This window comes from Chryseobacterium sp. L12 (genome assembly GCF_056133985.1).
Genome location: NZ_JBVYOF010000029.1, coordinates 1 through 12,599, shown reverse-complemented (window position 1 = coordinate 12,599; position 12,599 = coordinate 1). Strand labels below are relative to the sequence as shown.

At 33.9% G+C, this 12,599-nt stretch carries 12 protein-coding genes; 9 read left to right on the top strand and 3 right to left on the bottom strand.

Going from position 1 to position 12,599, the window contains the following annotated elements; all coding sequences use genetic code 11:
* Positions 1–26: 26 nt before the first annotated feature.
* A complete protein-coding gene (locus AC0NBN_RS14925; RefSeq protein ID WP_160813726.1) occupies positions 27–1,535 on the top strand; it encodes a hypothetical protein in 1,509 nt (502 codons plus the stop codon).
* An 82-nt stretch (positions 1,536–1,617) separates the two neighbouring features.
* On the opposite strand, the gene AC0NBN_RS14920 is transcribed toward AC0NBN_RS14925, so the two are convergent.
* On the bottom strand, positions 1,618–2,280 hold the full coding sequence (locus AC0NBN_RS14920) for a S24 family peptidase (protein ID WP_143884665.1): 663 nt from the start codon (positions 2,278–2,280) through the stop codon (positions 1,618–1,620).
* Positions 2,281–3,123: 843 nt separating this feature from the next.
* Between AC0NBN_RS14920 and AC0NBN_RS14915 the strand changes: the two genes are divergently transcribed.
* The 3 genes from AC0NBN_RS14915 (at position 3,124) to AC0NBN_RS14905 (ending at position 4,030) form a co-directional block, all read left to right on the top strand.
* Positions 3,124–3,282: a hypothetical protein gene (locus AC0NBN_RS14915; protein WP_160813727.1), complete on the top strand. Its 159-nt coding sequence runs from the start codon at positions 3,124–3,126 to the stop codon at positions 3,280–3,282.
* Between the two features lie 161 nt (positions 3,283–3,443).
* Positions 3,444–3,602: a hypothetical protein gene (locus AC0NBN_RS14910; RefSeq protein WP_160813728.1), complete on the top strand. Its 159-nt coding sequence runs from the start codon at positions 3,444–3,446 to the stop codon at positions 3,600–3,602.
* Between the two features lie 62 nt (positions 3,603–3,664).
* Positions 3,665–4,030 carry a hypothetical protein gene (locus AC0NBN_RS14905; RefSeq protein WP_160813729.1) on the top strand — a complete coding sequence of 122 codons (366 nt, stop codon included), beginning with the start codon at positions 3,665–3,667 and terminating at the stop codon, positions 4,028–4,030.
* 272 nt (positions 4,031–4,302) lie between these two features.
* Here the strand turns inward: AC0NBN_RS14905 and AC0NBN_RS14900 are convergent, their stop codons facing one another.
* Positions 4,303–4,443: a hypothetical protein gene (locus tag AC0NBN_RS14900; RefSeq protein WP_160813730.1), complete on the bottom strand. Its 141-nt coding sequence runs from the start codon at positions 4,441–4,443 to the stop codon at positions 4,303–4,305.
* Between the two features lie 53 nt (positions 4,444–4,496).
* Between AC0NBN_RS14900 and AC0NBN_RS14895 the strand changes: the two genes are divergently transcribed.
* The 3 genes from AC0NBN_RS14895 to AC0NBN_RS14885 all read left to right on the top strand — a co-directional run bounded on the left by AC0NBN_RS14895 (position 4,497) and on the right by AC0NBN_RS14885 (position 9,932).
* Positions 4,497–8,582, top strand: coding sequence for a hypothetical protein (locus tag AC0NBN_RS14895; protein ID WP_160813731.1), 4,086 nt, complete (start codon positions 4,497–4,499; stop codon positions 8,580–8,582).
* Between the two features lie 2 nt (positions 8,583–8,584).
* Complete coding sequence (locus tag AC0NBN_RS14890) at positions 8,585–9,400, top strand: hypothetical protein (RefSeq protein WP_160813732.1); 816 nt, start codon at positions 8,585–8,587, stop codon at positions 9,398–9,400.
* A gap of 262 nt (positions 9,401–9,662) precedes the next feature.
* A complete protein-coding gene (locus AC0NBN_RS14885) occupies positions 9,663–9,932 on the top strand; it encodes a hypothetical protein (protein WP_160813733.1) in 270 nt (89 codons plus the stop codon).
* Here AC0NBN_RS14885 and AC0NBN_RS14880 read toward each other — a convergent pair.
* Positions 9,913–10,467 (bottom strand): hypothetical protein, encoded by a 555-nt coding sequence (locus AC0NBN_RS14880; RefSeq protein WP_160813734.1) that lies wholly within the window; start codon positions 10,465–10,467, stop codon positions 9,913–9,915. The two genes, AC0NBN_RS14885 and AC0NBN_RS14880, sit on opposite strands and share 20 nt — an antisense overlap.
* Before the next feature lie 150 nt (positions 10,468–10,617).
* On the opposite strand from AC0NBN_RS14880, the gene AC0NBN_RS14875 reads away from it, so the two are divergent.
* Together AC0NBN_RS14875 and AC0NBN_RS14870 are read left to right on the top strand one after the other, a co-directional pair.
* Positions 10,618–11,028 (top strand): 5-fold beta-flower protein, encoded by a 411-nt coding sequence (locus AC0NBN_RS14875; RefSeq protein ID WP_160813735.1) that lies wholly within the window; start codon positions 10,618–10,620, stop codon positions 11,026–11,028.
* 523 nt (positions 11,029–11,551) lie between these two features.
* Positions 11,552–12,418 carry a hypothetical protein gene (locus AC0NBN_RS14870; protein ID WP_160813736.1) on the top strand — a complete coding sequence of 289 codons (867 nt, stop codon included), beginning with the start codon at positions 11,552–11,554 and terminating at the stop codon, positions 12,416–12,418.
* The last annotated feature ends 181 nt before the right edge of the window (positions 12,419–12,599 follow it).

Sequence of the window (12,599 nt, the reverse complement as noted above, 5' to 3'; positions counted from 1 at the left end):
TAATAACAACAATAAATAATTTAAAAATGGCAATAGCAAAATGCAATATAACGTTTGATGTAAATTATACATCTTCTTCGCCAGTAACAAAAGCAATTGCATCCTATAAATTAAATTCGGCAGGTTCATATACAGATTTTCCAATTCCGTTACCTTCACTACCGTATATTGGGAGCAGTCTTTCAGTAAGTCTTCCGGATATACAAATTCTGGGTGATTATAATTTAAAGGTAACATTAACTACACAGGACGGAACTGTTGCTATAAAGGAAAGTTCATTTAAAATAGGAAATTGTCCGGGAAGAAATCCGCCAACAGTTTTTTTAAAATGGAATGATGGTGTGGTAAATCCGGACAGATCATGTACGCAGTCGACATGCACTTACACTATTGATGTCGATGCAACTGATCCTGATAATGATATTGCAAATATTGAAATCCAGAAAAGTACAAATGGTACTACATGGAACACGTTTAGTGCAAATCTTACTACAGGAAATTTTACAGATTCTATCAGTTCAGTTGGCAGGAATTATTACAGAGCAGTGGTCATTGATGCAAAAAATCATTCAGCTACTTCAAATATACTTTCTTATCAAAAAGAAAAAGCAGAAGTTCCGGTTTGCGACCATTTATCGAATGTAAATGATGCAAGATTAGATATAACTGAGTTATCTACTTCTCCTGGTTGGGTTTCTGCAACAGTAGATGTTGCTCAATCAGCTGTCGGAATACCGATGAATTTGTCTCATGAAATACACTACAGAAGATGTGATGATGTTTTTAACAATACTGTAGAGATTTTAGGAACCGATAATAAGGTAATACAAGATTTTGAAATTCCTAAGAATTTGCAAAACGGAGTAACAGAGCAAAAATCTTTACCATTTGTTTATACGCCGACACAAGCTGGGAAAATTACCCTTAGAATAAGTGAATATTCATCTTTTGCTACATCAGAAAAAACGCCTGCACATTTGCATATAGATTCGCAGCTTTTATTTTTAGACAAAGAAATTGAATGTAACAGGATTTCAGCAGAGCATAATTTCTCAATTTATCGTGGTACAGACTGTACAGAAGCAGAATTTGTATATACAGAAATTGGGAGAGATGAACCCATTGGTAAGTGTGAACAAAGCAAATTATCATTTACTTTAGAAGGGGACAAATCTGATGTGCCAATGACCTTTAATCTGAATGGTAATCCTTCTGGTGCAACAGCGAGTATTTATGTAGAAGGTGATGGAAGTATTCTAGAGCAGTCAAACCTTACTCCGCTTATTATGGTAAGGCAGACTCCGGATGGAGATCCTCAACGTACAGAAATTCCGGTTTTTGTAACGGTAAAAGGGAAAATTACTGTTGATATTATTCTGGAAGCCAGCCAGACTGTACGGGTGAATGGAGATTTGTCTCTCGGAGCCTGCGATACAAGCGGTGGAAAAACACCTTTCACACAGAGTGCATCGGCAGAAATTAAAAGTGCATCCATGAGCATCCTTTTAAATAATGCTAAAACTATTTACATTTAAAATTGTTTCTAAATTAAGAAAGATAGATTTTAAAAATAAAAATCCTCAAATTTTTGAGGATTTTTATTAAAGATGAGGCAAATTATCTTCTATTGTTTTTACGTCTCGTACTGATAATATTGAAAAGTTTTGCAACGTCCTTCAGATGGATTTCAAAATCATCATAATATTCATTCAGGGAATGAACTGTAATAATGCCTTTTTCAACATCGTGGTTGATGATGCGTTTTACCAAAATTCCTTTTTCTTTATGAACGATCACAAAATCCCATTTATCATAATGCAGCTTGCTCATCCAGTAATCCTGTCTTATGTTTCTGCATAAAATAATATCGCCTTCCAGGTAGCTTTCGTATGATCCGTTATCCATACTGTCACCTCTAACTTCGAAACACATATATTCACCACGGTGTTCTACATCGTCACTAAAAGGAATTGTAGGCAGGCTTTCTATGTATTCTTCATCTGCAAACCGGCTCAGGTAGCCAGCTTGTGCATATTGATTGGCAAGAGGGACATACATGATTTTTAAGTCTGAAAAAACGACGGGAGACGCAGCTTCATTTTGTTTTTTCTGTTGTTCCTGAAGTAAGTTATTGACAAAATAGGCAGTTGTTTCCGGTATCTTGCGTTCGCCTTTTTCCCAATATTGTACAGCTCTGGTACCAACTCCTATAGATTTTGCTATATCAGACTGCTTCATTTTGAGTTTCTTTCTGATTTCTTTAAATTCTAAATAGTTCATTTTGATACGTTTATAGTTGGTTGTTAAAAAAATACGTAAAATATTCATTTTTTATTTTGAAAAACGAACATTGTTCGTATATTTGTCTCGCTATTAAGAAACAACAATGCAAATATACAAAAATATATTGATTGCTTAATTTTATTTTGATTCTTGGAATTTTATATAAGCTTAATAAATTCTTATAATCAGGAAGTTATATTAGTGTTGATCTATAATTTTCATTTGCGTTTAGATTTTACTTTTTTTGTTTTATTCAGCTGTAAACAAAGTAAAAGGAGTTTTTAAAGTTTAAAAATGTAAAATATTCATTTATTTGAAACGTATTTAAATGAATTTTGTTCATATATTATTTTGTATAAATGATAAAATTGCGTTTTTAAAAACAATTTCTTATATAAAGCAGAAATCTCGCTCTTTTATTTCTTAAAAATAATCCGAAATGTAAATATACAGTCCTGTTTGGTATGTAAAATATTGATTAATTACAGCCATCAGAAACGATAATGCATTTTGAAGAACAAATTTTTGCTACACTTCTTTGGCAATATGCAACATTTGAATATTAATCTTATTTACGCATAAATTGTGGGAATTATAAATAATGTACGGACTGTATGTGTCATCGGTTACTTAGCGTTATAATAGAATAAAACAAAAAAGTAAAATCAAACTAAGCGGGTATGTCATTCCGGGTGGAAATACCTTTCAGGCTTAACACAAAAATTAAAACATAATTAGTCATCCATTCGAGGGCAAAATCTGCCTTTGCAGGGGTTCTTATAAAATCAAATTAAAACAGTAAAAAACTAAAAAACTAACTAATTCACAAAAACATAAGACATGAAACGAAGTAAAGAATTAATAGAGAAAAGGAAAGATTTTGTTATTGAGTATGTAAAGCGTAACCAAAATAAACAGATGAAAGTAATTGTAACTGAATTAACAGAAATGTTGTTTTTGTCCGAAAGAACCATTTATAACATTATTCTACAGGGTTGATTTTCAGTAATATAAATTAGGAAAAGATTAAAAGTAATTAAGAGCCCCATGACTAATTTCAAAACTGCTTTTAAGAGTCTTTCAGTCTCATCTTAGATTGTTTAAAATCAATTTTCAGAAGATTTAAAAAAAATATTTGCCATTTAACAATTTTATTAATCATGAAAAAGAAAAAAAATAAGAAAAGCAAAGAAAAGCAACACAAACCGCATAAGAAAATTGACGACCTTATCGACGAACTGGCTTATGTAAATGAGAAAGAAAATATTCGGAAAAGCAAGAAGTTTTTAGATGATATGTATATACTCAGTCAGGAATAAATAAACATCTAAAAGTTTTGAAAATCAAAATTTTAAATTAAGTAACAGCAAAACCTGTAAAAATGAATCTGGATAGTATAAAAGCCTTATTAATCGGAACTGCAATTGCATTTTCAGGAGGATTATTAAGGGTATTGATCTCAATACAGAACAAAGAAAAAAAGCAATTGTGGGAACATTTCGTCACGTTGCTGATCGTTATGATAGTCGGCTTTACGATGAGTTATCTGATGAATAGAGCCGAATTGGATAACAAATGGTATTCAACCGGAGTATTATTCGTCTTAGGCTACGGCTATGATAAATATCTCAAGATGATCACCAATAATCTTCCTGAGTGGATTGACAGAGTAGTGAATCTTCATATCGGAAATCATACCGGATTTAAAACTGATAAAAATTCCGGAGAGGAAGAAAAAGAAAACTGATTTGGTAAAATCTCCATAGTGGCAGATTGTAAGATGAAATTATGGAGATTTTATAAAAATCAAAAAACCATGAAACTATTACGTGGAATTTTCAATTGTAAAATGACGAGAAGATTCTTTACTGATTATTGATATGAAAGTAAAACTTTTTTATCAGAACACCTAATGTCATACAGTAAAACAGTATGGAAAGAGTTTACTGCAGCTACAGAATCTATCCCCTGAAATGAAGGGGATTCTCACAAAAAAGATTGAATTTTGAACCAGGAAAACTAATAAACGTGAGGACTCAATACCGGAAGCGGATAAGCGCGCGTGTTTCTCATCACATTGCTAATGCCGCTTCCGGTTTTTAATTCTAAAAAATCTACACGGTGTATTTTTTCAGATTCGGGACAAAATCCTGAATTCATCAATATCATTTGTACATATCTTTTAAAACTATGTATATAAAAAACATTAGTCCATGAAAGCAACAAAACCTTTAGAAACAGACAATAAAGCCCATCATAGTCAGGGTAAAAAACAAAATCCTCGGGAATCTGCGGTTATTTCATTACCGGAAAGAGAAGTAGCAGATGCATCAGTACAAAATCATGCAGTTTCCAGTCGCAATGACGGGAATCCTGCAATCAGTCAAATAAGCCGGAACGGAAGTATTTTACCGGTTCATGGTTCGCAGACGATTTACGATCAGGGATCAGCAGTTACGTTTGGAAAGCATCAGGAAAGTTTAGCGCAAACCGGGGATGTTAATCATCCTGAAACCAAAGAGATGGAGAAAGAATATGTGACGACCTTAAGTATTGGTAAGGCACGAGATTACAACGATCAAAAATCCGGCATTTATCTGCCAAAAACGATACAGGAACAGGCAGCGGTTCATCAGGGAAATAAAAAAGCTCAGGAAGGGAAATCAGTAAAATCTGAGAATGCTGCAGAAGAAAAGTCTGCATCAGAAATTGTAGATACAACTCAAGAGCAAGCTGCAGAAGTTACATCTCTTCCTGATGCTAAAAATAATTCTGCATTTACAGAATTAACAGGAAAAATTACAAATACTGCGCAGTCTCAAAAACGTCACGAACCTGCACAAAAAGCAAGCAATGATGCACAAGCTGCCGCACCGTCACCCGTTAATGAACGGGAAAGTATGGCTCAGGCAAGCAAAGTCGATCATATGGATGCTCAAAAACCGGGAACGTTCAGTAAAGCAGAATTTAAAGCTTTGCTGAAGCAGAAAATTGAAGGAATAAGACTTCCTAAAGATGAAGCAGAAGCTGATGATTTTGAGAAAAACAACAATATACAGCAGGTAAATCAAAACGCTGTTAGCGATGTTAAGAACGAGAAAAATGCAGCATCCAATGATATTGCTTCAGCTACAGCTTCCAAACCAAACACGGCTGCACAGCCTGTTCGAGCGGTTGCTAAAATGCCTACGCCAATTGTGGGGCAGGTTCCTGGTGTTCCGAATGTGTCAAAAGCAATGCCTTACAAAAGAGACTCGGCAAGCGTTGAGCAGCCTGTGAAGGAACAAACCAATATCATTGATAGTGAGATGAAAGCTCATGTAGTAACCGATAAAATGCTCGCAAACTCCAACGAACCTACATTTACTGAAGCTTTGGACGAAAAAAATAAAGCTAAAAATCAAAGTGTTGCTGAAACAAAGAAATTCAGAAAGAATGAAGAAGGTGAGTTGTCTAAAACCCGTAACGAAGCGCAGTCGCAGGCTGCTCATCAGATTGGTGGAATGCACAATGCCCGCAAAGGCGGACTGAATCATGCACATGGAGAGCAAAAGAACACCGCAACCAAAGATACCCAGAAACGAAAAGAAATAGCAGATCATATCAACAGTATTTACAACAGTTCCAAAACTGAGGTAGATACAATTTTAAACAAGCTTGATAAAAAAGTTGCCGAGATGTTTGATTACGGTAGTAAAATTGCCAAAAAAGCATTTGAAGATCATGTAAAAAAGGGAATGAGCGCTTACAAAAAGAAACGCTATGGCGATGCGTATGCAAAGTATGGTGCTTTAGCGACTGCGGGATTATGGCTTTGGGACAAAGCAACCGGACTTCCGGAAGAGGTGAATAAATATTTTGTGAGTGGTAAATCGTTGTATATTAAAACAATGGATCGTTATATAGACGACATTGCAACCTATGTTACCAATCAGCTTAATGCTGCCAAAAACAGAATTGCCAAAGGCAAGAAAGATGTACAGACGTATGTCAACAGCTTATCACCAAGTTTGCGAAAAATAGGGAAGGATGCGATTGCCGAGATTCAGACTAAGTTTAATGCACTTGAAGAAAGCGTAAACAGCAAAAAAGATGCGCTCATTGATGTTCTGGCTAAAAAATATGCTGAAAACGTAGCAAGTATAGATGCCCGAATTGAAGAACTGAAAACGCAGAACAGCGGTTTTATCAACAAAGCACTGAATGCATTAAGCGGAGTATTTGCGTTTATTATCGAAATTAAAAATACATTGACCAATTTGTTATCCGGTATTGTAGATGTAGTAATGGCAATTATAGCAGACCCGATAGGATTCTTTAAAAACCTTATTGCTGGTGTCGGGCAAGGATTTGCCAACTTTGGAGCCAATATCTGGACGCATCTTAAAACAGGTTTCTTTGGCTGGTTGACAGGAGCAGCAAAAGGCATTGATCTTACTATGCCTGAAGATGCATTTTCTCTTAAAGGAATTTTTTCTATTACCACACAAGTGCTTGGTTTAACCTGGAACGGAATCAGAGCTATTGGTTCAAGAGTGGTTGGAGAACCGGTGATGAAAGTTCTGGAAACCGGATTTGAAATGGTACAAATCGTCCGTAAAGATGGCGTTGCCGGACTTTGGGAACATCTGAAAGATCAGTTTGCTGATTTGAAAGCTACGGTAATGGATACCATTATGGAAATCATCCAAACCCAAGTCATTCAGGCGGGTATTAAATGGATTATGGGCTTGCTGACTCCGGTTGGGGCATTTGTAAAAGCGGCAATGGCGATTATTGATGTCGTGAAGTTCTTCATTCAGCGTGCTGCACAGATCATGGAGCTGATAAAAGCCTTTACTGATAGTGTTGCAGCCATTGCCAGCGGAAAAGTTGGCGTTGTAGCCAAATCTATAGAAAATGCATTGGGTAAAGCTGTTCCTGTTTTAATTGGGTTCTTAGCTTCCTTACTCGGAATTGGCGGATTGGCGGATAAGGTTTTGGGAGTGATCCGTAAAATCAGACAGCGTATTGAGAATGCGATTGTGAAGTTCTGGACTTTTGTGAAAGGGAAGGCAGTTAAATTCCTAAGTAAATTGGACGTTGATAAAAAAGTTAAAAACTTATATAATAAAGGGAAAAAGAAAACGCAAGATGTGCGAAATAAAATTTATGATTTCTTTATGGGAACAGTAAGTTTTACAGCCGCTGATGGTAGTCATCACGAATTATACCCAGAAAGCAAGTCTAAACCTGAAAACATAATACTTGCCAGTATTCCAAAACCTATTGAGGTACAATTGGATGGTGAAATTTCTATTAGCAGAGAAGAAGGTAATGACGGGAATGTCACTAAATTAAGAAACGCCAAAGAATTTTATAAAAATAAAGTAAAACCAAAAATTTCCGAGTTAAAGTTAGAGCAATTAAGAGAAGAAAATAGTGAAAGAGATGTTAAAGGTAGTAAAACCGACTCCCAAAAAAGATTAGATAAATTAATTAATGAGCGGGATGAAGATATACTTTCTCTAAAAAACCTATTAGAAAAAGCAAGTTTTAGTGGGGGCAAAAAGACCGAGGTAAAAACGAAAACCACTTGGCAAAGTAATGGTATGGCAGGAGATTATGTAGAAGCTTCTCCACTTACCTATTTGCAAGGTGAATTCAAAGGAGCAAGCCCGGGTTCTGCAAATCCGCCGGGATGGAAGTTTGCACAGGATATTAATAAAAAAGGAGATGGAACAATTTATATACGAGGACATATGCTAAATGATGGTTTGCACGGGCCCAATACCAACTGGAACTTAAAACCAATCTCCAATAGGATGAATAGAGAAATGGATCAAAGTATAGAAAACCACGCCAAACGAGAGAAAGCACAAAAACATAAAATACTGTATTACAAAGCAACGGTAGATGAATATCATCATGGTGACAAAAATGGTACAGGAGCGTTTCCTAAAAAATTAACGGTAGAATGGGGACATTTGATGAAAGATGGGAAATTTGACGCAAAAGGTGATAAAAAAAGAATACAAGAAATGGAATTTTCGCAAAGTCAGCCTGTTGCCAACAGTATACCTGTGAATGAACTGGGTGATACCCTTATTGTACGTGTTTTTGGCGATTTAGGACTTTCTGAAAAATTTGCCAAAGAAGTTTTCTTATATTTGAAAAATAAGAAGACAAATAATAAATTCAGAGATTTTGATGATTTTCGAGATGAATATTCTGAAAAAATAATAGGGACGAAAAGAGAAGATGCTGATAACTTTAGCAGGTTTAGAGCGTTAGATAGAAATAGACAAATAAATTTTTAATTATGATAAATAAGGTATTAGATTTTGTAGCCGATATTAAATCAAGATCAGGTTTTTATACGATTAAAGATAATTTAGAAGAAAAAGTAAATTATTCTGATAAACAATTCTCTTTTGGAGTAATGTATACAAAAGAAGATTTCTTAGATAAATGGGGACGAGAAATTACAGATGGAGATTTGAAATGGCTAAGAATAAGCCATCTAGAATTAGACTGGGAAATAACTTTGGAAAATATTTACCTGTATGGTGGATTTGAAAATTGGGGTTTTTCAAGTGCGTTAGTATCACATTCTCCGGATTATGAGTCTATTGGTTGCGAGCATCCCTATTTCACCAAAGAAGAAGAACGTTTTTTAAAAGAAGAAACATTTTTATTCTGTAAATCGGCTCACGGTATGGGCAATGGTACTTATGGTATTTTCCATCGTACCAAAGAAAAATATCCTTTCGATATTTTATATTTGGATAATGGTCGTTTTTTTAAAACCAATTTTAGTTTAGAAAGCTATTATCAGGCAATGATAGACAGTATGGCTGTTTGCGGATGGCAATACTTTTATTTGGATTTTGAAGAAATAAAAACTAAATGTGCAGATTTCAAGGTAGGGCAACGTTGGCTTACCATATATCCTTACAGCGAAGGAATGGCTTCATCATCTTTAGGACATAATGTGACCAAAGAGACCAGCCGACTTGATGCAGTAGTACATCATATGGAAGTATGTGGGTATTTGTTACCAAAAATATTTCCCGATAAAGATTTTAGTTATCATAAACAAAGGCTAGAAGATTTTAAGATATTTTTAAATAAGTAATTAACAATATTCTTAAAATTAGAAGTATTATTTTATATGTGGTAAAACTTCTCACGAAAAAGAAAATTTTTGTTGACATTCAAACAAAATTTATTTGGTTTTAAGTTAAAAGCGAGATTTTTAGAAATAAAATTCTCGCTTTTTTTGTGGGTAAATGTCATTTCAAAATAGTGCATATCGTTCGTAAAGAAGGCGTTGCCGGACTTTGGGAACATCTGAAAGACCAGTTTGCTGATTTGAAAGCCACTGTGATGAATACTTTATGGATACCATCCAAACACTGGTCATTCAGGCGGGTACCAAATGGATCATGGGCTTACTGACTCCGGTCGGAGCATTTATAAAAGCGGCAATGGCAATTATTGATGTGATGAAGTTCTTCATTCAGCATGCTGCGCAAATCATGGAAATGATAAAAGCCTTTACCGAGAGTATTTCAACTATTGCCAGCGGAAAAGTTGGTGCCGTTGCTAAATCAAAAATTAAATATTCAAATGACTACCTGCTAAACCTTACTCATTCTTTGCATTAGTATAAAATGAATAATAATAAAAGATAGGATACTTTTCAAAAGTTTCTGATTTGCTCATAGTATATGCATCACTTTCATACATTTTTGAAAAATCAAGAATAAGCGATTTTTTTTCCGGGAAATTGAAGATGAACTTTATTAAGCTGGTGGCTGCAGTTTCGGTTTCATAAGTAAATAAAAGCTGCTTACCGTCCGGACTATAAATTTTCTTATTGTATATTCTTGCTTTTAATTTTGTGTCAACCCCTGTGTCATTTGATTTTGCTTTGTACATCAATGTTTCTTTGCCGTCTTTTATGATGTATACATCTGCATTTTTGTAACTTTTATCATACTTAAAAACAATGATTTCATTAATTTTTGAAATCATCTTATTGAATTTTTCATCATTAGGAATAACTTGGGTTTCGGTATTTGCAGGCATTTCTATAGGTCCGGATTTGGAAGATGTTGCAAGGTTCTTTTTTTGTGCATTTGCGGTAATTCCGAAGAATGTAAATACAATAACAATTGAAATAGATTTGAAAATTTTCATGGATTTTTTTTGCAATGTTATGTAAATTATTTGAATTTTCTACTTATAAATAACATTTATTCATGAGTGTATGATATAAAAATTCAAAATTTTATAATTTAAAATTATCCGATATGCGTAATATTTCATATATTTATTTAAATTAAAATCATGAAAAAAGCACTATTTATCTGTTCAGTTTTCTTCAGTCTTTCTGTTGCCAATGCACAAACTATAGAATCCGGAAGTCACAATACGAAAGGTTATATCAAGAGTGACGGAACCATTGAAAACAGCAGCCATTCTACAATAGGCTATATTAAAAGCGATGGAACTATTGAAGACAAAAGTCACAGTACGATTGGCTACATCAAAAGTGACGGAACTATCGAAAACAGAAGTCATTCTACTGTAGGATACGTAAAAAAAGACGGAACGGTAGAAAATAGAAGTCACAGTACGATTGGTTATATTAAAGACGATGGGACGGTAGAAAACAGCAGCCACAGTACTATTGGTTATGCAAGAGGAATTAGAAAAGAATGGGCAGCTGTAGTATATTTCTTTTTTAAACAGGATTAAGTTCTTATAAATTTTCTATGCTAAAGATAAAATTCCGCAAAGTTTATGGCTTTGCGGAATTTTTGTAAAGGATGACTTATGGTTCGGAAAATCACTTCCAAAATCTGTCTGGCTGATTATTAAATATAGAACAGCTGGATCCTAATAATTCCTAAAAAATTTAATTTAAGACAATTAAAAAAGCAGTTACTGCAGCTACAGAACAGACAGCATTAAAAACTTTTGGGGAAACAAAAAAAGATTGAATTTTGTACTCTGAAAACGAAGCAGCAACCTTCTTCTCTGAAAAAGTTTAACTACTGCAACTACAGAATAGACAGTCCTGAAAACTTTCAGATAATTGAAAAAAAGATGAGTTTTGTACTCTAAAAAACGATCAGAAAAAACTGTTTCCGAAAATTATATCTGCTTCAGATACAATATACAATCCTAAAAATTTTTAAGAAAATAGAAGTTTAAAATTAATATCAGTAATCACAATTAAAAAAAAACTGTTAAGAAAGAAATAGAAAACATTTAAATCATGGAAGAAAATCAAATAACCTCAAGAGAGGAATTAAAAAGTTATTTTGAAGCAGGAGATTATCCTACTCAAAGGCAATTTGGGAAATTAATAGATTCTTTAAGACATAAAGAAGATGTGCTTACCAATAAGGAAGCAGCTATCCTTGCCAATAGTTTGAATGGATATATTGAATATAGCACCAACACCGGAGATCAGAAATTTCCTATTGTTATAAATTCATCTGATCAGGAAGATCAGATTATTCAGGTAAATAGTAGATATGACTACGAGGAAGAAAAAAAATACTTCTTCGGAAATGCACCCTACAATATTAAAGCGAAAGAATTTCCAGTTGAAGGGTTAGTAGGAACTCAGTACTATCTTTTAAGATATAAAGTGCATCCACGTTATACAATAGAGAGGCTATTCGGGAATAATTTGCCGACAATCCCTGATGGATTTGAATTTGGAATACTAAAAAGTAAAAAATTTTATTTGCGCATAGAAAAACAAGATTACGGAAAGCAGATTAAAATCATAAACACAAATATTAAATTCGTTAATAAAACTGAGATACCAATTCAGTATAGAGTACAATCAAGAAATTGGGGAGATACATATAAATCTAGTGATACTGTTACCAATCATTATGATGATTGGGATCATTTGAATTTTTACTATAACGCAGATTTTAAGGAAGACAATAAGTTTATAGAATGTAAAATTTATAATGCAGATAATAATGAGCTTTTATCTACAAGTTATCTGAGTGTAGAATATAATAGTGAAAATGCTTGGCCTGGTTATGCAGATAGAGTTAGAAATATAAGAATTGAATGTGATTATACAACATATAAACCTAACGGTTCGGAAGGTGCAGCTTGATAGTCTACAATAGAGTCTGTAATTAAAAATAATAGCAATCTTTAAAGAGGTTTTTATTGTAATCAAATTACTTTTATCTCAACAAAATCTGATAACTTAAACCCAAATTCCGCACTAGAAAAACAACAGTATTTTAGTATTCTAATATCCAACTCCGTAGCTGCACAAAAAAATAAGCGAT